Source organism: Chryseobacterium antibioticum, assembly GCF_012927325.1.
In the GTDB taxonomy this organism is placed as follows: domain Bacteria; phylum Bacteroidota; class Bacteroidia; order Flavobacteriales; family Weeksellaceae; genus Chryseobacterium; species Chryseobacterium antibioticum.
In genome coordinates this window covers 96,395-121,870 of the sequence record NZ_JABBGI010000007.1, presented here as the reverse complement: position 1 = coordinate 121,870, position 25,476 = coordinate 96,395, and the positions used below count along the sequence as shown (strand labels likewise).

Sequence of the window (25,476 nt, the reverse complement as noted above, 5' to 3'; positions counted from 1 at the left end):
TCAGTTAGACGTAAAAAAGAGCAATTTGTTACGGTGAAATTTGCGAAAAGTTAAATTTTTAAGCAATTATTTTTTTTATTCCGAAATAATTATATCTTTGCCGGGTAATTATCAAGAATCTCATAGATGGGATAGCAACCTGCAAAAACAAGCAAGGTGCTAAAATAGATAAGCCGGTATGCCCGGAAAAAATGTTTATTCTCTATTTTCTTCCCATCTTGACATTTTTGTTTTAAAAATAAAATCAATGTTTAAAGACAAGGGAAATCACAAGACCAATTTAAATTTTCGTTTCTCAGATCATGAAGTATCACTTCGTTATTCTGACCTCTTTTCATACCATTTTCACATGCGCATGTGTTGTTGTTTTTAGACTTCTTTAAAAAATAATACCAACATTCAGGCTTTTCACGGTAACCTTAAAATAGGGTTACAGGAATACTATTGCCAAAAATCAAACAAACAATCAGTAATAAAAAAATAGAAAACACATGCGTAATTTTCAGAAAAAAACAATCATAGCTTCAGCAGCACTCATTTCAGTATTTTACTTTGGACAGTCGGATTCAGCATCATCCAAAAAGATCGATGATGTAGTCATCCTAGGGTCAAGGGGATCCGGAAGATCTCTTACAGAAACTCCGGTTCCGGTAGATATCATCAATATCTCAAAAATCTTAAGACAAAGTCCTGTTAACAATATCAGTCAGGCCCTCAACTATGTGGTGCCTTCATTTTCTTCCACCTCACATACGGTCAATGACGGAACCGATTTTGTGGACCCCGCACTTCTCAGGGGGCTTGGCCCGGATCAGGTTCTTGTTTTGCTTAATGGAAAAAGAAGATATCAGTCTTCACTCATCAATGTTACGTTGACTCCCGGGAGAGGCTCGGTAGGCACAGACCTTAATGCTATTCCTGCATTTGCTCTGGAGAAAATTGAAGTATTAAGAGACGGAGCATCTGCTCAATACGGTTCTGATGCTATTGCCGGAGTCGTGAATTTAGGACTTAAAAGAAGACTTGGGCTTTCAGGGCAGGTTTTCCTGGGAGGATATGCTTCTCCGGTCGCCAATAATTTTTCCGGAGGAATAGACGGACAGACCATTTCAGCCGATCTGAACTATGGAGCGAAAATTGGCGAAAAAGGCTTCATTAATGTCACAGGTTCAGTACAATACCGTGATCCGTATTCAAGAGCGGGCGTACGTCAGGGAGATATTTTTAATGCCTACAATGCCATTAATTATAGGGCATTGCAAAGCGGAGTCAATATTGATGGATTGTATAAAAACATTACCAATACTTCTAACAGCCAGCAGATCATCAATACGGTCAAGCAGTATGCTTCGCAGGTTGGTTATTTTTCACAGGATTTCAGGAATCAGATATCAGGAGCCAACAGCATTACTGCATTACAGGGTTTACTAGGAAAAGACTTTACGGATCAGGAGCTTACTTACAGAGGTTTGGAAAGAAAGGATTTCAGCCTGAGGGCAGGGCAGTCTAAACTACAGTCGGGACAGCTTTTTTTCAATTCTGAAATTCCGGTGAATGGAGACTGGAAAGTCTATTCCTTTGGAGGGTATAGTTATCGTTTGGGAAATGCCGGAGGATTTTATCGTCTTCCCAACACAGAAAGAAATATCAATGCCATTACTCCCAATGGATATTTGCCGCAGATCGAAGCCAATGTGAATGATTATTCCTTAGCCGGAGGAATCAAAGGAAAATGGAACGGCTGGAATGTAGATTTGAGCAATACTTTCGGCAAGAATGCTTTTAATTTTGGGGTCGTCAATACATTTAATGCCTCTTTGGGAGATGGCTCACCCAGAACTTTTAAAGCTGGAGGATCAGAATTTTTACAGAATACCCTGAATCTGGATTTCTCAAAAAAATATGATGTCCTTCACGGCCTGAACGTAGCCTTTGGAGGAGAATACCGTTATGAAAACTATAAAGTGAATGCAGGAAATGAAAACTCTTATGTTTCCTATGATATTTTTGGACGTGTAGTGACTACTGCTACTTCTGACAATGAAAAAGCGACTGATTTTTTTGGAAATATAAGACCTGCAGGATCACAGGTTTTTCCTGGATTTAGTCCGGATAATGCAGTTTCAGGAAGCAGAAACAGTGTTGCGGCATATGCTGATGTGGAAATTGAGCCAACGGATTGGTGGCTATTGGAAGGAGCTGTTCGTTTTGAAAATTATTCAGACTTCGGTTCTACCTTTAATTATAAACTGGCGACCAATGTGAAACTGGCTAAAAATTTCAACTGGAGAGGAGCGGTTTCCACAGGATTCAGAGCGCCTTCTTTGGCACAGATCTACTACAGTTCCACATCTACATTGATCCAGCAGGGAAAAACAACACAAGTCGGGACTTTCAGAAACAATTCCGAAGCAGCTCAGGCCTTAGGAATTCCAAAATTGAAACAGGAAACTTCGCAGTCTTACAGTACGGGAATTACCTGGAAGATTCCGGCTTTAAGTTTAGTATTTACAGCGGATGGCTATCTGATCAAGATTAAAGATAGAGTAGTGCTTACCGATTTATTTTACCGTCCGGATGGAAGTTTTGCGCCGGGATCAGATCAGGCGGTGTTGCAGGGAGCTTTCGATATCGCGCGAGCCAGTGCTGCGAATTTCTTTGCCAATGCGGTAGATTCCCAGACGAAAGGATTGGACATCACCATCTCTCAGAATTCAAGAATTGCGGAGGGCATATCTTTGGAAAACAATCTGGGACTTAACCTGAATCAGACCAAAAGGATTGGTGATATTCATGCCTCCCCTAAACTGGTGAGCCAGATCGATAATTATTTCTCTGAACCTAACAGGGTGTATTTTGAGGAAGCTGTACCGCACATAAAAGCTACGCTTGCCAATACCGTGAGGTTTTCGGCACTTACCGTTTCTCTTAGGAATTCCTACTTTGGAAAAGTGACAGATGCTGATGTGCTGGATGCCAATTTTGACGGAGTTACAGAAAGCAGGGAGCATTTTGTTTTAAATGACCGTATTGTGACCGATCTTTCCGTAGGTTATGATTTTAACAAGAATATTTCGGCGACGATAGGAAGCAATAATATATTCAATATACTGCCTTCCAAAAGCCCAAATATAAGTTCATTGACTGCTGATAACCAGTTTGTGTATTCCAGACAGGTTTCTCAATACGGGATAGGAGGACGCTTCGTTTTCGCGAGGGTAGAATTTAAATTTTAAAACAGATAAAGGATACAATAGAAAAACAGAGAATCATTCTCTGTTTTTTTGTTTGAGTGAATAACAAAAAGGATCAATTGCAAAACGTGGGAATGGATAGAAATCAAATAATTTTAAAATTTCATGCAGATTAATCAGATGATGCAGATTTTCACTTTTGCTCGTTCATCTGTGAGAGAAAAAATTCAAACCATTAAGATTCTGTTAAGCTTTTAAGAATATTAAGTTTTAGCTTCGCTTTAAGAACTACAACTTAAAAAATCATTTGATTTTTTCTTAACTGATCTTAGATCCTTCATTGATCTTAATGTTTAAAAAAAGGATGAAATGAGAATCTGTTCCATCAGCCAAATCTGCGAGAACCCATTATTATAAACACTCTCTTGTGGTCTAAAAAAAGGTCGAGACTGAGCCAACGAAAACAATTACTGTGCTCTTTCTTTCTCCTCGAAATTGATATTTTTCTTACTGATTTTCTTTTTGCTGCTTCCAAAAGTATAATTAACACTTAAACGGAAACTTCTGCCGTCCCAATAGTTATTCATATGCTGGGTATTATCAGCGAAATATAAATCGCCACGGTATCTCTGAGCGAAAATGTTGGTTACTGTTGCATTGATCTGAAGCTTCTTTTCCATGAGAGAAACCTTTAATCCTGAAGTCAGTTCCGGGAAGGCATAAAAATACGAGTTCACATTTTTGTAAGCCAGGCTGCGGCTGTAATTAAGGAAAAATACCAGCTTCTTGCTTTTGTTTAAAGTAAAGGTATTGTTGATGGAGTAGCTGAACGAACTTCTTTTCTGAGTTTCCGTATCAACATTGAATACAGATGAATTAATTTTTCATCAACACATTGGGGTAATCTTTTACCTGCATAAAGATTCCAATTTTCTATTAAAAAAACAAATAGAGCGACCAAACGATCACTCTATTCTATACAATTATTGTTTATTATTTCTCGTTAATATTGATTAATAAAAGAAACCAACATTTTTGAAACATTACTTTATCTTTGCTTAAATACAAATGCATCATCATCATCATTGTCTTTTACCTTATTTACATACCAAGCTTCAAAATCATTTAACTTTAATAGATCAACTTTTTCTAAAATATCTAGATTTTTTGATTCATTTTGCACAAAAACAAATGTTTTTTTATGTGTTTTAGCAATATCTAGTAACTCCTTAAGAATTAAATTTATACTTTCAAAATCTATTCCCATTGTTCCAACTACAAAAACATCATGACTTTCAATCTCATTTATAATTGCATAAACTAACTGATTAAATACATCAATAATTTCTTGAGGTTTAATAAACTCTAAATTGTATTTATTAATTAATTTTTCGTAGTTTTCAATAGATAAATCCTTATCATCTATATATTCTGAGATTTTAATAGAATTATGAAAAGGCAAATTAATATAAAAGATTTTTTTTGACGGATCTAATTTGTCCTCTTGTGATAAGTAATTATTAAAAATTACATATACACTTCCAATTTCTAAATCGATGTTTTTATTAAAAATCATTATTTGTTTATACATTATTTTTATTTTACAGGTAGTTTATAAACTTTATAATTGTCTATTAAAGGATTTCTTCTTATAAAGTTTCCTTTATTGATAATTTCCTCAATATATTTAAAATTGCCGCTTTCTATTCCATGCCGGATAGCTGCATTCATTCTATGATTTCCATCTGTTAAAATATATTTTCCTTCATGGATATATCCTGCTCCTCCTGTAGGCTTATAGGTGCCATTTGACATTTGCTCAAAATATTCGGCAACTTTAGCTGGGTTAATTCCTCTTTGAGTACTTAAGATACCATTCGCCTCTGCTTCTGCAGAAATTTTTGAAGCTATAGAAACCCCTTCTGTAGCACCTGCAACATTTCCAATTCTCCCATATCCTCCAAACATATTATAACCACCGCCACCAAAATCCTGCATTATTTCTATGTGAGAGCTATTCATTAATCTAAAAGATCTATCTAAACTAGATTCTCCTTCATTATAAAAAGGATTATCACGGTTGGCTCTGTATTCTTCCATTGGATTATAATTAGCACCTGTTATTAATCCAAATAATCTAACCCCATCAGCATCATAATCAACAGCAGTAATGCTTTTAGCAGGACCAACCACTAAACTACCTGAATTTTTTCTGCCACTTCCAAAAATCCTTTTAAAGAAACTACTAACATCTTTCCAAAAATGACCACGACTGCCTGGAGGATTCTCGCTACTTGCATTTCCACCTCCGCCTCCGGCCTGTACTTTTGCAAAGAACTCTCCCATATGGTCATTCAACCCATAGAAAGCCATTATTGATCCTCTGTCTATTTTTCCTCCCGAAGCAAGATACGCAAGCATCCCATTAGAAGGAGCATTTGACTTAAAATCCTCTTCAGGAGGCAATGGTCTTCTTCCATCCGGATCTATAAAGCTTACAGGATTATTAAAAGCATAATTATACGGTGAGTATCTGGTCATCTGCTCTGCCAATGGATCTATAACGCCCCATCTGCCAATATCAGACATATACATTCTCGCTCCATAGTCACTCCAGTCCGTTTCTTTCTGTAACTCTTTTCCGTTATACTCATAGTTGTAAGCAGGATTTCCTGCTAAAACATTGTAACCTTCATGCTTTAAACCAAACGGATAAAAATTGTTTTCTTCAAGAACTTCTGCGCTGCCAGTCGGGGTTTTAGAGTAGCTTAAACGTAATGAACTACGTTCGTAGTCTTCATAAAAGATTCTCTTTTATTTGTCTATCCAAATGGTCTGTATAGCTGTAAATATATAGATTTTCTGTAAATTAATTTTTCACCAACACATTTGGAACATGAATAAACTTTTACAGACATAAAGGTTACAATTTTCTATTAAAAAACAAATAGAGTGACCAAATGATCACTCTATCTATACAATTACTGTTTATTATTTCTCGTTAATATTGATTAATAAAGGAAACCAACATTTTTGAAACATTACCACACGAAAGGATTCGTGCGATAGCGGTGATGCATTACCCCAAATTGCTAAGAGGAATTGTATAGCAAATAATTAAAAAGAGATTGATTAATAGTAAAGTTAAAACTATTATTATATTAATTTTCTTTACAGAAGTAATAAAGAGAAATACAAATATCTGATAAACATATATTGTAATTCTGTCGAAACTTACTCCAAAAAAATGATTAAAATTCATATCAAGCAAATTTGTTGATTCTTTGTAAAATATTCTAATAAAGAATATAAGAATAGTTAACACTAATACAGTTACTTTAAGTTTCATATTTTAATTTATTCAAAAGTTCTTCCTCCTAAATATCGATGTGTACTTATATCATAAAAACTATATCTTGACCAGATATGATTTTGAGGACCTACAATCATATCCAAATTTACAGTTATTCCTTTCATATTGACTGGGAATTTAGCATGCATATCATCGTAATTGCTTCGAACATCTTGATACATTTCTAAAAAGTTTTTAGCATTAGCACTCTCAAGCATAATTGTTGTAGATCCTAACACAAATATAAGTGTTGAAGGATTCAGAGCTTTAGCTCCTTCCTTAATAAAATCATAAACACCTTTCGATCCACTTATTCCTGGCGTCCAGTCCATCGCACTGTCTACTTTATCTGTAAGCTCTCCTATTTGCTTAATTATCTGTTTAAATTCTAAATTCATATTTACATTATCTAGTTGATATTGTATTTTTCTTGTTTCAATACCCCAGATATTAAAACTATTTTCATTTTTCAAATATTTTCTTTTAGGTGTTGGATCATCAAGTCCATATTTTGAAAAATCAATCCCTGAGAAATAAAGAGAAGCTATCATATCTCTATATTGTTGTGTCTGTCCAAAGGCAATACTTCCTCCTCCGCCACCGCCTCCTGTAGGGTTTACTAAATTCTGAAATGCTCCCCATCCATTATTTTGCGCGATAAAATCCATAAGAGCCTCTTTATCTGTGCTGCCTCCTCCCATGTAAAAACTCCAAAGGGATTTAGGAAACATAACGGATTCAGCTACAGCATCCGGGCTTTGTGGCTTTCTTCCATCCGGATCTATAAAACTGATAGGATTATCATAAGCATAATTATAAGGAGAAAACCTTCTTGATGCTTCAGCTAAAGGATCAATTACGCCCCATCGTGCTATATCACCCATGTACATCCTTGCTCCATAATCGCTCCAGCCTGTTTCTTTCTGCAATTCTTTTTCATTATATTCATAGTTGTAAGCCGGATTTCCATATAAAATATTATAACCTTCATGTTTTAACAGAAAATAAAATTAACAAGATATTAATCGTCGGTCTTTTCAAATATAGAAATTCCACAAGAAGTGGTGTATTGAAAATTCAATACACCACAATAAATTTATTAAAAATGCTGTTTATAATGGGATACAATAACAAACAATCAAAAAAACATTTATCAATAATAATATTGTTAATATTATAGCATTAATCCTTTTGACAGATGTTACCAAAGTCATAACAAGAATTTGATATATATATATTACAACTTTATCCAAATATATACCAAATAATAAATCAAAATTTTTATTAAAAATAGGAATGGATTCCTTATAAAAAATTCTAATAAGAAAAATTATAACCGTCAGCACCAATACAAAAAAATTTAATTTTAACTTCATTATGCAATTATTCAAATGTTTGACCCCCTAAATATTTATGTGTACTAATATCATAAAAACTATATTGTGACCAAATATGGTTTTGAGGTCCTATAATTATAGTTCTATTTACCGTTATTCCGCTATAAGTCGAAGGATGGCTATCATGTATATTTTGATAGTTTTTCTTTACACTCTTATACATATTTACAAACTCACCTGCTTGGTACTTTTCAAGTGCAATAGTTATCCCTCCAACTGCAAATATAAGCGATGCTGGATTAGCTCTTGCTCCAACGTCTTTTAAAAAATCATATGCGTCTTTAAAACCTGAAACAGCAGGAGTCCATTCAAGTACATCATCTATTGGTCCCATAAATCCTTCAATTTTTTCGATAGTTTGATCTAATTCTAAAAAAGCATTTTTATGATCTAATTGATATTGTTGTTTAGTTGTCTGAATACCAGACCAGCGATTGAAATTCGTTTCATTTTTCAAATATTTTCTTTTAGGTGTCGGATCATCAAGTCCATATTTTGAAAAATCAATCCCTGAGAAATAAAGAGAAGCTATCATATCTCTATATTGTTGTGTCTGTCCAAAGGCAATACTTCCTCCACCACCGCCACCGCCTCCTGTAGGGTTTACTAAATTCTGAAATGCTCCCCATCCATTATTTTGCGCGATAAAATCCATAAGAGCCTCTTTATCTGTGCTGCCTCCTCCCATGTAAAAACTCCAAAGGGATTTAGGAAACATAACGGATTCAGCTACAGCATCCGGGCTTTGTGGCTTTCTTCCATCCGGATCTATAAAACTGATAGGATTATCATAAGCATAATTATAAGGAGAAAACCTTCTTGATGCTTCAGCTAATGGATCAATTACACCCCATCTTCCTATATCACTCATGTACATTCTTGCTCCATAATCACTCCAGCCTGTTTCTTTCTGCAATTCTTTTCCATTATATTCATAGTTGTAAGCAGGATTTCCATATAAAATATTATAGCCCTCATGTTTTAAACCGAACGGATAATAATTATTTTCTTCGAGAACTTCTGCGCTGCCAGTTGAGTTTTTAGAGTAGCTTAAACGTACATTTCCCAAATGGTCGGTATAGCTGTAAATATACTTATTATTTTCAAAATTGTAATAGCCTTCAGCGGTAGGGACGAATTTCAAAATAAAAGGACTTGATGCCGTTGGGGATTCATACTGAAATCCATCAAGATAATCTGTGGAAATGGAAACCTCGCCGACAAACAATTCTCCGCCATATTTATATACTTTACGTAGTTTTGTACCATCTGCTTTAAAAATATAGTTGGTAGTAACGTTACGATTTGTGGTACTTCCTGTTACTAAATTTCGAACACGATAGGTTTTGTCAAAAGTTATTTTGCCCGGAAGGTTCAGCAAGTTGTAATCGATCTGCAAAACCCCTTTATCTATATGGTCCTTCATATTCCCGTTATCGTCATAGGAAATGGTATTCCCTGAGGTATCGGGATAGCCACTGTAATTTCCTGAGGTATCTGTAACAGTATTAAGCCTGTTTCCTGTATAATTATAGGTAAGATCGTCAATGAGCTGCGCTGTTCCTGAAGCACTTTTTCCATTTCTCTGCAGAGAAGTAATATTTCCGTTCAGGTCATAGGCTAACGTTTCATTAAAGAATCCGTTTTGAGGAACGGAAGTTCCCGGTTCAGAATAAATTCCTTTCTTAAGCCTGTTGAGGCCATCATACTGGTAATTATACTGCCTTAAAACCTGGTCCGAAGCCGTTTTCCATGTTACTTCCGTAATATTGCCATTGTATTTCCCTGTAGAACCCTGGGTGGTATTCTGGGGATTGAAATATTTCAGCTCATAGCCGAAAAGCCTAGTTCCCAAAGCAGCCGGATCATTGATTTTGCTAAGCGCCCCACGGATGTCATACTGATAATCAATACTCTCCAGACCACCTCCCACTTTCTTATTGGAAAGCTGGGACAGCTCATTGTATGTGTTGTCTGCCAGTAATTCTACAGCACCGCTGTCTACCTGATGGCGGTGCTTCATCACGCGGTTCTGGCTGTCGTACTCAAAGCTTTGGGAGATCACCCTTTCGGTATCTGTACCGAGTCTTTTGTGATAGACCTTGGTTTGTTTGGCCACTCCCGCAAAATCCAGTTCGGTTTCTGTCCGGGTGTATCCACCCAGATGGTTAATGGCATAGGTTCCTACGGCTCTTCCTTTTGTGTCGTAATAGACATAGCTTTTGGTCCAGTTGTCGTCCTCAATATTTTTCACAAGACTTAACGTAGGCATGGCCTGGGTATTCACCGAAGCGTGCTGGGTGTCAGTGATAATAGCCTGTCCCAATACGGTGGAAGGAAAGGCGGGATTAAAGCTGTATGCAGGGTAAGTGTCATAGTAATTCAGAGACAGTAAAGTGCCCCATTTGGTAGAGTTTGGATAGGTGCTGTCTTGATTTCCATAATATACCTGCATACCCTGTCTTTCAAAAAGAGCAGCATCCAGTCTGTTTACATTATTGGAGCCATATCCATCAACAACAGCCTGTTCAGCATTTCTTGTACCGCCTGTTCCGATTCCTGTAATAGCTACTCTTCCGAACTGGTCATACTTGGTATACAGCCATTGTCCCTTGGCTCTCATAACGGCATCCTGCACCGCTACGATTCGGTCCTGCTTATCATAGACCATATATTCCCAGCCTTTTCCCGGAACTTTTTTCTCCACAAGCTTTCCCAATCCGTCATAGCGGTACTGGTAGCACAGCTTATCCAGTGTTGCCTGATCGGGAACTGTAGTTCCTGCGCCCAGTGGGGGAATGACATAGGCCAGCTGACCATATTTATCGTACAGATAATAGGTGTCTACATTCTGACTCCCATCATTTTTTCTCACAAGGATGGTTTGCCCTTCACCGTTCTGGAATTCTGTGGTGATATTTCCATCCGGGTCGGTAACGGAAGTTTTACTAAGCTGGTTGACAGCATACGTTCCTGACCATGCAATCCCTGATTCTGTTCTGCCTTCCAGCCATGCTGTACTGATGGTATATTTCTTTACCTCACCGTCAGCATTGGTGTCATAACTCATATTCACAGGCTTCTGGGACCATGCATTTCCGGCTGGGACCATCTGGTTTACCCTCCCCATATAGGTGTTATCATAGATCTTTTCGGCATAGATCTTTTCATTGCCATATCCTGCTGATGAAGCATTACCCAGCGGATTGGTATAAATAGCTCCGTTCATTGTTCCGCTTTGTGGAACCGGAAGATAGCTTTTGGCTTCACGTCCTTTGGAATCATATTCTACAGGCATTACGACATCTCTTCCAAGAGGTGTTGCTTTAATGGCAACGGTCTGAACGGGTCTTCCCAGTCCGTCAAAATACTGAACGGTTTCTGATTTTTTGATACAGTCTGCATCCAGACAGTTTTTGGTATAAATATAGTTCTCAGCGGTGCTGAGATTGGTTTGCGCAAAAACCGTGGTGAATGAAAAGAGAAGAGTGAAAAGTGAAAAATGATTTTTCATCCGCTTAGTTTCACCGAACAGTGCTTTTCTATTAATTAATTTTTTATTCATCATTATTAGTGTTTGTAGTTGTACTGAGTCTCCTGTAATGTCTTTCCTTCCGAGTCGGTTACTTTCATCAGCCTGTTGGCATTATCATAGATATTCACTGTTCTGATCCCGTTAGCCGAAATAGAATTCGTTACCCCAACCATTGGATCATAGGTGGATGCCGTTACACTGTAATTCTTCAGAGCCGGATCTTTTCTTAAGGCTTCCAAAGCCTGTAACAATGCGGGCTCATTAGCAGGATTGTCATGATCTGCATTGGAAGCAGTTATGGCAGCAGTAACTGTTGCAAGGGATGCGACCTGGGAATAGGCTGTACCACCGATCACAGCAATAGGCTTCGTCTGGTAATATCCCCAGATCGTTGTACTCGGAATTCCGTTTTTCCCGGTGACCTGAACAAGGTTTCCTTTAGAGTCGTAGACATCCATTGTAGAGGCTGTAAATGAGCTTTGGGTTTGTCTATTGTAACCCACCACAGAGGTAGGGTACACCGTGGAAGGATCATCAAATTTGGTTTCTGCTTTTCCTACCAGATCTCCGTTCTTTTTGGTAGAGGTTTCCAGAGGAATATCCACCATATTGGCACTGAGTAGTTTCTGTACACCTTTTTCAGCCGGGTAAAGAATTGATTTTTCCACTACCGTTCCGTCGGACAGGGTTTCCTTAGAGGACACCATGTTATTGTAGGTATCTTCAAAATTACTTTCTGAAGTTGAAACCAGTTTTTTAGCGGTTCCGGAAATATAAGCTTCTGTAGTAGAAGCCTGCTTGAAAATATTGATCTTTTTCACAGGACTTGTCCCGTTGATGACATTAGCCACCGGAATATCCTTAAACTGATAGCTCATTTCTGTTTTCTGCAGAATCTGACCTGTCGGGCTGTAATCTTCTTTTTTCTTAAGCATTCCCGCCGCTCTCAGATAAGACCCCATATCTTTGTCCAATGATGGAAAGGAAGGCTGTATTCCGGGAGCAATTTCTTCTAAAGGCAGATAATAATATTTGGAGTAGTTTCCCCCTATCATATCGGTCATTTTAATTTGGGTGTAACCTATATATCCATTGGCTCTTTCCGGCTCTGAAAAAATACTTGGTTCCATGGAAAAATAATCGAAGCCTACACCACTGGAAACGGAAGGGTTGGAAAAGCTGTTATAATCATAGGTGATATGACTTAATGGAATAGCTGAACCCGGATTAAAGTTTTTCACACTTTTGACTCTCAGTCCGTACCCATATTCATTTTCATCCTTTTTTTGCTGTTTGGCAGCATAGATCTCCAGGGTGCCATATCCCTTTCTTGTTCCTGTAAACTGAACATTAAGGGTTGATGGGTTAGCAAATGTTTTAATGTCACAGTCCATAAAAGGATCACCTGAATAATCATTGACCGTATATTCTATTTCATTGGATACACCCGGTTTTGGAGGTGGGGTAGGATGCAGGTCATAAGTATACTTGACAAAGATTTTATCCTGGTATCCGGGGGGTAGACTGAACGTATAAACATAGGAAAGGTTCATGTCAAAATTCAGGGTATAAATTTTGTCAAAGTCGTGATTATCATAGAAGCATATATTTTCCTGACACACTCTCTGCTGTACGGGGATGGAATTGGGCTCAAATTCATATTCCGTGATTCCCCCCGTTGGAAGTATAATACGTTTCAGTGTTCCGTAGGAACTGGCATTCCGGTTAGTACTTCTTGGAGAACGCAGTTCACCCTGATCAAATTGGCAGCTTACATATTCATTGGGGTATCCAAATGCATCCAGGCTGTTATCATCATAGATTTCATGGTTATATTCAAAAGAAAATTTTTGAACAGTATTACCGTTTTTATCAAGGTTAATTAACTCCCTGAGATAGGTTGATAAATTGTTAAATGAATATTGGTTGATCATTTTACCACCAGTATCCTTCAACATTACTTTTTCAAGCACATACCAGTCTCTTTTATTCTGGCTGTTCAACGAATGAGGAGCTGCGTTAGGCCGGTAGAGATATTCGATACTTCCTATGCCATGTGCTGTTATTTTCTTTATTTTCTGCTGCTGAATGGAGCCTATAGCCGTACTTACCACTTCAGTTGTGGTCTCGTATTCTATCGCTGCCGTTTCTTCATTTTTGACATTAAATATTTTTGATAAAAGAAAAGCACTGTTGATAAGCTTGGTATTCATTACGGTTTCACCATTCACCTCTCCCAAGTGCATTTTATTGATATTGAGCTTATCAAAGAGATAACGGTTCCCTTTGGTATCAATAATGGTAAATGAGCTTACCCGATTGGGGCGTGTACTGTCCGGGGTAATGATTATTTTATCATTGGAGGGAGAGGTAAACACTGCGGTCAGCACATGACTGACCTTATCCATTCCAATATAAAATTTTCCGCTTCCTCCGGGATAATTATAGGCAAATACATCTGATTTGGCTTCATCTGCGCCTTCTGTATAGTAATCTTTTTCCAGATGGGTTCTGTACCGGACGATGCTTCCCACACCGGAAAGATTCCAGCCCTTCCCAACATCGCTGATAAGACTCATTCCTGATGCGCTTTCTGTGGTATAGCTCATGGAAAGATTGACATTGATCCCTGAAGTCGGTACAGACAGATGAAGCAGGGGAAATGCTATATTGGGAATCCCTTGGTACATGTTGGTATCCCCATTGGTTACATAGTCATATTTTTGAAGGCCTATTTTATCCTGTGCGGAAATGCTGATATTTCCTAAAAGAGCAGTTAATAAAAAAGCACTAAGTATTATTTTTTTCATCTTTGGTTATTTCTTTATGAGTTTTGCGTTTGCTGTTTTATTCGTATCCGTTTTTATAGTCACCAGATAAGCCCCCTGAATCAAGTTCTGCGTATTGAACTTGGTCACTTTATTCTTCGTTTTCAAGCTCTGAAGCTGTCTTCCTCCCATATCGTAAAGGATAATATCAGCTTCTTTAAAGTCAAAGCCTATTTCAACGTAAGCATAGTCTGAAACAGGATTCGGATAGATTTTGATGTCTTGTTTTTCGATTAACTGGTCAAGCTGCTTATCTCCAAGCTTCACTATTTTCCAGTTCTCTTTTCCAAGTTCTTCGGCACTGGTTCCTGCTAAAATAATAGAACCATCACGGTTTAGCTTTAAGTCTGAAAGTCTCTCCTCTCTTTGTCTCTTGTCTCCTTTCACATATTTTCTCCACTGCTCATTTCCGTCTTGGTTTAGGTAAAGCATCCAGAATTTTTCATCATCGGTTTCAATTCTTCCTTCTGCCTGCGTGTATCCCCCTAAAAGTAACCCTTTTGAAGTTTTATCATCTGCTGAATTAAGTACACTCATACCCATCAGTATGTCTCTGTTTTTGAAATTGTAAGACTTCTGCCAGATCTCTTCACCTCTTTCGTTTAAAGAAATCAACCAAAGATCTGTTCCTTCCTCAATACCAACACTTTTATTTCCTGATCTTTCGGATCTCGATTCTCCACCGATAACATAGCCAGTAGATGTCAAAGCCAATGTTCGGAGGTGGTCGTCGCCCTTTCCACCAAAATTCTTTTCCCATTCTGTTTTTCCGGATTTATCCAATTTGATTACCCAAAAATCACCTTCACCATAATTTTCGGACTTCTTTGAACCGCCCAGATTGCTTCTGGAATAGATCCCTAACAAGGCACCACCATCTTTAGTTGGAATCATTTTCTCTACTTCATCGAGTCCCTTTCCTCCTAAAATCGATTGAGACAACTCTTTTCCATTTTTATCGAGTTTTATAATCAAAACATCTTCTGATCCGTAACCTTTGCTTGAGTTTTGGACATTTCCAGCCACAAAGAATCCCAGATCAGTCGTTTGAATGACTGATCTTGCTTCTTCATCTGAGGAACTTCCCAAGGTTTTTTGCCAAAGCTCATCTCCAAATTCATTGATCCTGATCAACCAAATGTCGGAGCCTCCTTTAGAATCTTCTTTTTTATCCAGACCTTTGTTGGAATAGCTTGTCCCTGCCAGAAGACTTCCTCCTTCCTGTGTAGAAACGGTTGCGGATAGATAGTCATGATTCTGTCCCGAAAAATATCTTTCCCAAACCTGTTCACCCTGTTGGTTGAGTTTAACCAGATGAAAATCATAGCCGCTATTTTGTTTTTTTTCCGTTGAAAATTTCTGGGATTGGATCGAACTTCCTGTAATTAGATACTGTTGATCTATTGTTGTCGTTACCTGACTTAAAAAATCCTGAGTAGAGGATTTGATTTCTTTCTGCCACAATATTTCCTGGCCAGAAAGTCCCAGGATAGTGCATAGAATACATGCACCGGAGTAGAATTTCTTCATCTGTTTGTGTATTTGAGTTAATGTTAGTTTTTAATAAAAGTTGCGCAAATTTAACAATTTTTAACGCTCCTGCAATATCTCTTTGATGAGATTTAATATTAGTTTTATCACTTTTCGGTGTGTTTTTAAATGCTGTTAAGTATTACTATAACAAATATATAATCAGTGGACGACAAAGTAGGTCGTATTATTTTTTTTCATTTTATTTTATTTTTATGAGGTCAATATAATATTTATTTTCATCGTAGAATCATAAATAAAAAAACATACTTTAAAGAGATTTTTGCAAAGAATTATTTTCATTAAAAAGCGTAATGTTATGTCTAATCAAGCAATTATCTGGTGGAATAGATTTAAATCGAAAAGCTTGATAAGGGCTGGAAAGTGACTATCAATATCTGATTATTGCTGGGTAAATTCTTTTATGGTTTAAAAAGGAAAATTGTTATGCTTTCCAAACAGGAAATCCCAATCGGAGAAAGCTACCGGGGCCATCTTCTGAATAAGATCAAATAAAAAGCGGCTTCCAAGGAAGCCGCTTTACTATAATTAATTGTTAGATTTAATTAATTTTCCTGTCTCTTAATCAGGTTAAGGGCAGAACCTGCCTTAAACCAATCGATCTGCTGATTGTTGTAAGTATGGTTCGCCATGATGATGTCTTTAGTTCCGTCAGCGTGTACGAATTCTAAAGTCAGCTGCTTTCCTGGAGCAAATTGATCAAGATCTAAGAAGTTAACGGTGTCATCTTCCTGGATTTTGTCATAATCCGCTTCATTAGCGAAAGTAATTCCCAACATCCCTTGTTTTTTAAGGTTTGTTTCATGGATTCTCGCGAATGATTTTACCAATACTGCTTTTACACCAAGATGTCTTGGTTCCATAGCCGCGTGCTCTCTTGAAGAACCTTCGCCATAGTTTTGGTCTCCAACGACGATGGTAGGAATACCAGCGGCTTTGTATGCTCTCTGTACAGCAGGAACTTCACCAAATTCACCCGTTAATTCATTTTTAACGTGGTTGGTTTCCATGTTGTAGGCATTAACAGCTCCAATCAACATATTGTTTGAAATATTATCAAGGTGTCCTCTGTATTTCAACCATGGTCCAGCCATAGAAATGTGGTCAGTAGTACACTTTCCGAACGCTTTGATCAATACCTTAGCGCCTTCGATGTTTTTACCGTCCCAAGCAGGGAATTCTTCCAATAACTGAAGTCTGTCTGAAGTAGGACTTACGTTCACTACTACTGAAGAACCGTCTTCAGAAGGAGCCTGATATCCGTTGTCATCCACAGCAAAACCTTTTGCAGGAAGTTCAGAACCTTTAGGCTCATTCAGCTTCACTTGCTCTCCGTTTTCTGCGGTTAATGTATCTGTAATTGGATTGAAGTCTAATCTTCCTGAGATCGCTACTGCAGCTACCATTTCCGGAGAAGCTACGAAAGCGTGTGTATTCGGGTTACCGTCAGCTCTTTTGGCAAAGTTTCTGTTGAAAGAGTGGATGATGGAGTTTTTCTCTCCTTTATCAGCACCTTCTCTGTCCCACTGTCCGATACAAGGTCCACAAGCATTCGTAAAGATTCTCGTATTCTCAAATTTTCTGAAAGAATCCAAGAATCCGTCTCTTTCCGCTGTGAATTTCACCTGCTCAGAACCTGGATTAATCCCTAAGATAGCTTTTGGTTTAACCCCTTTTGCTACCGCATCTTCTACGATAGAAGCTGCTCTTGATAAATCTTCATAAGAAGAGTTGGTACAAGAACCGATCAATGCCCATTCTACCTCTATTGGCCATCCGTTAGCTTCAGCTTTAGCTCTGAATTCAGCTACAGGTGTTGCTAAGTCGGGAGTGAAAGGTCCGTTTAAGTGTGGTGTAAGTTCAGAAAGGTTGATCTCGATTACCTGATCAAAATATTGCTCAGGGTTCGCATATACTTCAGCATCACCTGTTAAATGTTCTGCTATTTTGTCAGCCGCATCTACGACATCCTGTCTTCCGGTTGCTGCTAAATATCTTCTCATGGAATCATCGTATCCGAAAGTAGAAGTGGTCGCTCCGATTTCAGCACCCATGTTACAGATGGTTCCTTTACCTGTTGCTGAAAGAGATTGTGCTCCTTCTCCGAAATATTCTACGATGCATCCTGTTCCACCTTTTACGGTAAGAATACCTGCTACTTTTAGGATAACGTCTTTTGCAGACGTCCATCCGCTCATTTTACCGGTTAATTTTATACCGATAAGTTTGGGCATTTTAAGCTCCCAGGCCATTCCGGCCATCACGTCTACTGCATCAGCACCACCTACACCAATGGCGACCATTCCTAAACCACCTGCATTTACCGTATGAGAGTCAGTACCGATCATCATACCTCCCGGGAATGCATAATTCTCCAGCACCACCTGGTGGATGATACCAGCTCCGGGCTTCCAGAAACCAATACCATATTTATCACAAACAGAACTCAGGAAGTTGAAAACCTCAGAGTTTTTGTTGATCCCTTCCTGCAAATCGGATTCTGCACCTACTCTTGCCTGAATCAGGTGATCGGCATGAGCGGTTGAAGGAACGGCTACTTTAGCTTTTCCCGCCTGCATAAACTGTAAAAGTGCCATCTGCGCCGTTGCATCCTGCATAGCTACTCTATCTGGTGCGAAATCTACATAAGAGTTTCCTCTTTCATGTGCTGATGTAGCATTTCCTTCCCATAAGTGGGTGTAAAGGATTTTTTCTGAAAGTGTAAGTGGTTTTCCCACGATTTGTCTTGCCGCAGCAATCCTTTCGGGGTAACGTTCGTACACTTTTTTGATCATATCAATATCAAAAGTCATATCTTAATTTAATTTTTCTTTTTTCAAATAAACTTTTCCGCCATAATTAAGGTTTAAAGCGGAAATTCTTTTGTTACTACAATTCATCAAATACTGTTCCTTCGATGTATAAAAAGGATATTTCTAATCAATAATCAGGATGTTTTATTTCTATCAAGTTAAGAAAAAATGGAATTTCGTTTCTCAATTTTATTTAAAATAATTGTTAATCGGTCTTAAATGGAAAGGTTCTAAACAAAAATTGAAAGATTTTGAATCCCGCAGGACCAAAATCTTTCAATTTTATATTTTTTGAAATAGCCGTAAGGCTTATCGTCAAATGCTATTAATGACCAACCTGAACCAGCTCCTTAATCGGCGGAGCGAATTTAGTCAGGTCAATACCTTCAACGGCAGCTTTGTATTCATCTATATTAGGAATTCTTCCAAAGATTGCAGAAAGTACAACAACCGGAGTTGAAGCCAATAAAGATTCTCCTTTTTTACGTTCAGAATCCTCAACCACTCTTCCCTGGAAAAGACGGGTAGAAGTTGCCAATACCGTATCTCCTTTAGCCGCTTTCTCCTGGTTACCCATACAAAGGTTACAGCCAGGACGTTCCAGATACATCATGTTTTTGTATTCAACACGTGCTTCACCTTTAGGGGCGTTATCATCAAATTCAAAACCGGAATATTTTTCTAAAAATTCCCAGTCTCCTTCCGCTTTCAATTCATCAATAATATTATACGTTGGAGCTGCTACTACAAGAGGAGCGTTGAACTCTACTTTCCCTTGTTGCTTTTCAATATTTCTAAGCATTTGAGAAACGATCTTTAAATCGCCTTTGTGAACCATGCAAGATCCAACAAAACCAAGATCTACTTTTTTCTCGCCTCCATAGAAAGAAAGCGTTCTTATCGTATCGTGAGTATATCTCTTGGAAACATCATCATTGTTTACATCCGGGTCAGCAATCATTGGCTCTACAATGATATCAAGGTCAACAACAACTTCAGCATAATATTTAGCATTGGAATCCGGAGTTAAAGCTGGTTTTTCCCCTGATCTGATCTCAGCGATTCTCTTATCCGCTTTATTAATCAATCCCTGAAGAACCTGGTTATGATTATCCATGCCCTTGTCGATCATGATCTGGATTCTGCCTTTTGCAATTTCCAATGATTCGATTAAGGTTTCGTCTTCAGAAATATTGATGGACGCTTTAGCTTTCATTTCTGCAGTCCAGTCTGTAAATGTAAAGGCCTGGTCAGCAGGAAGTGTTCCGATGTGGACCTCAATGATTCTTCCCTGGAATACGTTTTCTCCTCCAAACTGTTTAAGCATTTGAGCTTGGGTAGCATGAACCACATCACGGAAATCCATATGTTCTTTCATATCCCCTTTAAAAGTCACTTTTACAGATTCCGGAATTGGCATAGAAGCTTCACCTGTTGCTAAAGCTAATGCTACCGTTCCAGAGTCAGCTCCGAAAGCAACCCCTTTAGACATTCTTGTATGAGAGTCACCACCAATGATGATCGCCCACTCGTCTATCGTTATATCGTTAAGAACTTTGTGAATTACGTCGGTCATGGCGTGATATTCACCTTTCGGGTCACGGGCTGTGATCAAACCGAACTCGTTCATAAATTTCATTAGTTTTGGAATATTAGCCTGCGCCTTTTTATCCCAAACTGAAGCAGTGTGACAGCCAGACTGGTATGCACCGTCAACAATTGGCGAAATTACAGTTGCCGCCATTGATTCCAGTTCCTGAGCAGTCATAAGACCTGTTGTGTCCTGAGATCCAACGATGTTTACTTCTACACGAACATCAGAACCAGCGTGTAACACTTTTCCTGGTGTTGAACCAACTGCATTTCTGTTAAATATTTTTTCTACTGCGGTAAGACCTTGTCCTTCGTGAGAAATTTCTTTTGACGGAGCAAAAACAAGAGGTGTTTCTATTCCTAAAAGTTTCGCAGCAAATGTTTGTAGTTTTTTACCGAATACAATAGCGTATGATCCACCAGCTTTAATGAATTCCATTTTCTGAGGCGTGAATGCCTTCGAAATATCAATCAGTTCCTGGTCTCCGTTATATAATTTTTTTGTTTTTGTATTGATGGTAAGAACAGTCCCTGTAGCTACAGAGTAAGCTTCTTCAAGGATAGGTTCTCCAGCTTCGTTACGAATTGGCTCTCCATTCTCATCCAATTTTTTAACCCAGTTTTTAAGGTCAAGACCAATACCTCCGGTAACGTCAACCGTTGTAAGGAAGATTGGAGAAATACCGTTTGTTCCTCCTACAATTGGAGCAATATTTACGAAGGGAATATATGGGCTTGCTTGTTTACCCGTCCATAAAGCCACGTTGTTTACCCCTGACATTCTTGATGAGCCTACACCCATTGTTCCTTTTTCAGCAATCAGCATGACGCTTTTGTCAGGATGTTGTGCCTGTAAAGCTTTAATTTCTTCCTGTGCCTGAGGAGTGATCATACATTTACCGTGAAGTTCACGGTCTGATCTTGAGTGAGCCTGGTTACCCGGAGAAAGTAAATCGGTTGAGATATCACCTTCACCGGCGATAAATGTAACCACTTTTACTTCTTCAGTAACTTCTGGAAGTTTCGTGAAGAACTCAGCTTTTGCGTAGCTTTCAATAATCTCCATGGCGATCGGGTTACCGCTATTGAATGCTTCCTTCAGACGATCCGTATCAGCGTCATAAAGGAAAACCTGTGTCTTAAGAACGTTTGCTGCTTCTTTGGCAATAGATAAATCGTTACCCAAAGCAAGATCAAGCAATACTTCAATGGAAGGACCTCCCTTCATGTGAGATAATAATTCAAAAGCAAACGCCGGTGATATTTCTTCTACTACGGATTTACCGAGAATGATCTCTTTTAAAAATTGAGCTTTCACCCCCGCTGCACTGGTTGTTCCCGGTAGGGTGTTATAAATGAAAAATTGAAGAGAATCCGATCGATATTCGTTACCTGAGTCTTTAATTTGTGCAATGATTTCGCTTAATAATCCGGCACCATCAATTGGTTTTGGATGAAGCCCCTGGTTTTTTCTTTCCTCAATCTCTTGGATGTAATCCTGATACATATTCATAATAATAGAAGTCTTTTAAATTTTTAAAAGTAGAGTCAGTTCTGTTATTCTTTCTTAACAGGGTTATAAATTACAATAAAACATTTAAAGTTGCCGCAGCAAAACGACTATAGTAATAAACAACATCATCTACCTCCTTAAAAAATGTGAGATAATGTTCAGTTTTGAAGTGGAGTATATGATCTTTATAGAAGTATAAGTAGTTTACCTGCGGTTTGTCTTGTTAAAAAAACTCTCTTTGGGTAAGATTTATACACTTTTTTGAAAGCATTACGATCAAAAATTATATCTCCAAAACGTTTTTAGATTATCAAACACTTAAAAAGTGCTCCCAAATTTACGTATTTTTAAAATTTTATAAGGATGAAATTATTTAGATTCTTTATAAATATGAATTTGATAGTTTCTATTTTGGCCGTAGTTTTGCACACAAATGGTGAATATGAAAAATATCCTGAATTTTTTGTGCGTATTGATGTCGTTTTTCGTTTTTTCTCAGACAAAATCTGTGAAGAAGCTGTCGGTTAAAAATGTAACGAAAACTATCGTAAAGAAGCAACCTGTCGCAGCTAAACCGAATCCTGATCTGGTGGTCATCCATCAGGATCTTCCTGTGCTGATCCCTAAAAAGGAAAACGAAAAATTTGGATACGTCAATCAGAACGGGAAATTCATCATCAAGCCTGAGTATCATATCGCTGTCTTTTTTTATGAAGATTGCAATCTTTTGAATTCTCCCAATCAAAAAGCACGGAAATTTGGAACTGAGGAATACGCAACGGTAGAAAAAGATACGATCTCTTACCGCGTGGACAAAACAGGGAAAAGAGTCTACCAGTTTAAAGATTCTGATCTCGGAAAGTGTAAGTTTGGAGATTATAAGCAACAGCTGTATCAGGCGTATGTTTTGAATGGTTTTTACGGAATCATTGAAAAAGCCAAATTTGTGAATGCCGCAGACTACAGAGATTACAAAATTTATCCTCAATACCAGTATTTATACATCATGGAAGGCGACGATACCGCAGATCCTAGGATCGTTGCTTCCCATAATGACAGATTCGGGGTGATAGATGTTAATAATAAAGTGATCATTCCTTTCGAATATTCCAACATCAAAAGAAATTTCAGCTGGAAACTGGGAAGAATGTTTGAAGTCACGAAAGATGGGAAGAACTATTATTATATTGATGTCAGAAATAAGACGTATTAGGTGGAAAGCTATAAGCAAAAGGCTTTAGGCTTTTATTAAATCGCGCAGCTTGCCTCCCGGAAAACACCGGATTCTTCACAAACTCGACATCTCGCATTTTTTTTGTAATTTCGCGACTGAAATAAAGGGGTGCTGTAACAGGCTGAGATTATACCCAATGAACCTGGAACGGATAATGCCGTTTAGGGAATTTAAAATGTACCAATGGAACAGTATAACAATATACCAATTCTCATTGCTAGACTGTTAAATTAGTAAATGGTTACATTATTTAATCCGCCCCTTTTATTCATTAAATTTTAAAAATTTATAGAATGAAAGGATTGTTTTTTTTTGGCCTTACCGTAGGCGCTGTAGCTTTTATCCAGGCTCAAAATAAAGATTCCCTAAAGATCAGGGAAATTGAAGCTGTCAATTTTACCAAAAGACTTCCCGTTGCTAAGGAAATTATCAATGTGCAGAAGGATATCGACAGCAGGAATCTGGGGCAGGATCTTCCTATCCTCTTAAAAAATCAAACATCTGTTATCTCTACTTCTGATGCTGGAAACGGAGTCGGATACACGGGATTCAGGATTCGTGGAGTGGCTGGGAAAGGAATTAATGTGATGATGAACGGTGTTCCGTACAATGATTCTGAAAGCCAGGGAACGTTCTTCGTGAATGTTCCGGATCTTACAAGTTCTGCCTCACAGATCGTCATTCAGAGAGGGGTGGGGACTTCCAATAACGGGGTTTCTGCGTTTGGAGCGAGCATCAATGTGATCTCCAAAGAGCCGGATGAAAAAATGTATTTTAAGACCGACGACAGTTATGGTTCATTTAATACCTATAAGTATTCAGCGGAAGCGGGTTCCGGAAAATTCTGGAAAAACAGGCTTTCGGTGATGGGAAGGTATACGCGTATTCATTCTGACGGATATATTGACAGAGCTTCATCAAACCTGGATTCTTACAATTTCACAGCATTATTTGAAGAAGGGAAAACAAGACTTCGCCTGATGGCTTTCGGTGGAAAAGAGAAGACTTATCAGGCCTGGAATGGAATTGACCGACCAACGTGGGAAACAAATCCAAAATTCAATTATTCAGGACAGTACACAGATCTGTTTACAGGAGAAGAGAAGTTCTATGATAATGAGACGGACAATTACAGACAGAATCATTACCAGCTTTTATGGGAGCAGAAATTCAATGATAACTGGAGTTTAGAAACCACTTTCCACTATACGAAAGGAAAAGGGTATTATGAAAACTATAAAAGAGTAGATGAAACGGATGTAGATGCAACACATTATGCCAATTATAATTTGCCGGTACCTATCATGAGCGGATCTGCTGTGGAACAAACTGATTTTATCAGAAAAAAATGGTTAGATAATGATTTTTATGGTGCTGTTTCCACGTTGTATGGAAAACTGGATCATGTAGATCTTAATTTCGGAGTAGTGGCCAACCAGTATTACGGAAGACATTTTGGAAATGTTACTGGTGTGTATTTTCCACAGATCAATGAATATGAATATTACAGAAACCGTTCTGTAAAAACTGAAGTGGCAGGTTTTGCGAAAGCTTTATGGAGAACAGGAGAGCATTTTGAATTCTTTGGAGATCTTCAGCTCAGAAATATCGATTATAACACAAAAATTCTTAATGCCGGAGATGGTGAAGGTGGAAATCTTAATAAGAACTGGCTTTTCTTTAATCCGAAAGCGGGTGTAAATTACAAGATTGGAAGTGGAAAAGTGTTCTTTTCCTATGCTCATGCTCAGCGCGAACCGAACAGAGATGACTTAATGAGCGACAATGAAGTGAAAGCTGAAAAGCTTCACGATTTTGAGGCAGGTATTGAAAAGCAATTCGGGATTTTGTCTGTAACGGCTAACTTATATTATATGTACTATGTCAATCAGTTAGTGCTGAATGGACAATTGAATAATGTAGGTGCGTTTATCAGAACGAACTCTGGGAAGAGCTACAGGAGAGGGGTTGAGATTGGAGCATTGGCCAAGCTTTCAAAGCAATGGGAAGTGTCCGGAAATGTCAGCCTGAGCCAGAACAGGAATCTCGATTTTAATATTAAAAGTAATGGAACCCTTCAGAATCTCGGAAATACCGATATATCGTTCTCCCCGAATGTTATTGCCAATCTTGGTCTGAAGTTCAATCCGAATAAAAATTTCCAATTTGCTTTAATGAATCAGTATGTAGGAAAACAGAATCTGGATAATACAGGAGACAAAAACCTGGAGCTGAAAGATTATTTCCTGACAGATTTCAATGCGCAGTATCAGTTTGCGCTAGCTCATCATGATATTGCGCTAAAATTACTGGTAAATAACCTTTTCAATAAAAAGTATGTAAACAATGGTGCAGTTTACGGTGGTGATCCTTACTATTTTTCACAGGCAGGAACTAATTTTATGTTCGGGATCAGCTGGAAAATTCAATAATCTGTAAAATAATTTACCGAACAGGTTTTAATAC

13 protein-coding genes and 1 riboswitch are annotated in these 25,476 nt (G+C 38.0%); of the genes, 4 read left to right on the top strand and 9 right to left on the bottom strand.

Going from position 1 to position 25,476, the window contains the following annotated elements; all coding sequences use genetic code 11:
- Positions 1-103 precede the first annotated feature (103 nt).
- Positions 104-202: riboswitch (SAM-I-IV-variant riboswitch) on the top strand.
- Between the two features lie 289 nt (positions 203-491).
- Positions 492-3,236, top strand: a complete 2,745-nt coding sequence (locus HHL23_RS07150) for a TonB-dependent receptor plug domain-containing protein (protein ID WP_169234124.1) — start codon at positions 492-494, stop codon at positions 3,234-3,236.
- 425 nt (positions 3,237-3,661) lie between these two features.
- Here HHL23_RS07150 and HHL23_RS07145 read toward each other — a convergent pair whose 3' ends face one another.
- From HHL23_RS07145 to HHL23_RS07105, 9 genes are all read right to left on the bottom strand, one after another.
- Positions 3,662-4,075, bottom strand: coding sequence for an outer membrane beta-barrel protein (locus HHL23_RS07145; RefSeq protein WP_169234186.1), 414 nt, complete (start codon positions 4,073-4,075; stop codon positions 3,662-3,664).
- A 167-nt stretch (positions 4,076-4,242) separates the two neighbouring features.
- Positions 4,243-4,785, bottom strand: coding sequence for a hypothetical protein (locus HHL23_RS07140; protein ID WP_169234123.1), 543 nt, complete (start codon positions 4,783-4,785; stop codon positions 4,243-4,245).
- 5 nt (positions 4,786-4,790) lie between these two features.
- Complete coding sequence (locus tag HHL23_RS22900; protein ID WP_394354151.1) at positions 4,791-6,002, bottom strand: RHS repeat-associated core domain-containing protein; 1,212 nt, start codon at positions 6,000-6,002, stop codon at positions 4,791-4,793.
- A gap of 549 nt (positions 6,003-6,551) precedes the next feature.
- Positions 6,552-7,523: an RHS repeat domain-containing protein gene (locus HHL23_RS07130; protein ID WP_317174674.1), complete on the bottom strand. Its 972-nt coding sequence runs from the start codon at positions 7,521-7,523 to the stop codon at positions 6,552-6,554.
- A gap of 406 nt (positions 7,524-7,929) precedes the next feature.
- Positions 7,930-11,457 (bottom strand): DUF6443 domain-containing protein, encoded by a 3,528-nt coding sequence (locus HHL23_RS07125; RefSeq protein ID WP_169234122.1) that lies wholly within the window; start codon positions 11,455-11,457, stop codon positions 7,930-7,932.
- 56 nt (positions 11,458-11,513) lie between these two features.
- Positions 11,514-14,288 carry a hypothetical protein gene (locus HHL23_RS07120; RefSeq protein ID WP_169234121.1) on the bottom strand — a complete coding sequence of 925 codons (2,775 nt, stop codon included), beginning with the start codon at positions 14,286-14,288 and terminating at the stop codon, positions 11,514-11,516.
- A gap of 6 nt (positions 14,289-14,294) precedes the next feature.
- Positions 14,295-15,836 (bottom strand): T9SS type A sorting domain-containing protein, encoded by a 1,542-nt coding sequence (locus HHL23_RS07115; RefSeq protein ID WP_169234120.1) that lies wholly within the window; start codon positions 15,834-15,836, stop codon positions 14,295-14,297.
- Positions 15,837-16,402: 566 nt separating this feature from the next.
- Positions 16,403-18,670, bottom strand: coding sequence for an aconitate hydratase (locus tag HHL23_RS07110; protein WP_169234119.1), 2,268 nt, complete (start codon positions 18,668-18,670; stop codon positions 16,403-16,405).
- A 325-nt stretch (positions 18,671-18,995) separates the two neighbouring features.
- Positions 18,996-21,776 (bottom strand): bifunctional aconitate hydratase 2/2-methylisocitrate dehydratase, encoded by a 2,781-nt coding sequence (locus tag HHL23_RS07105; RefSeq protein WP_169234118.1) that lies wholly within the window; start codon positions 21,774-21,776, stop codon positions 18,996-18,998.
- A 363-nt stretch (positions 21,777-22,139) separates the two neighbouring features.
- Here HHL23_RS07105 and HHL23_RS22475 point away from each other — a divergent pair, with 363 nt between their 5' ends.
- The 3 genes from HHL23_RS22475 (at position 22,140) to HHL23_RS07095 (ending at position 25,442) form a co-directional block, all read left to right on the top strand.
- Complete coding sequence (locus HHL23_RS22475; RefSeq protein ID WP_228464664.1) at positions 22,140-22,304, top strand: hypothetical protein; 165 nt, start codon at positions 22,140-22,142, stop codon at positions 22,302-22,304.
- Entirely contained in the window at positions 22,285-22,989 is a 705-nt protein-coding gene (locus tag HHL23_RS07100; RefSeq protein WP_317174673.1) for a WG repeat-containing protein, read from the top strand. Before HHL23_RS22475 ends, HHL23_RS07100 begins: the two co-directional genes overlap by 20 nt.
- A gap of 314 nt (positions 22,990-23,303) precedes the next feature.
- On the top strand, positions 23,304-25,442 hold the full coding sequence (locus HHL23_RS07095; RefSeq protein ID WP_169234116.1) for a TonB-dependent receptor: 2,139 nt from the start codon (positions 23,304-23,306) through the stop codon (positions 25,440-25,442).
- The last annotated feature ends 34 nt before the right edge of the window (positions 25,443-25,476 follow it).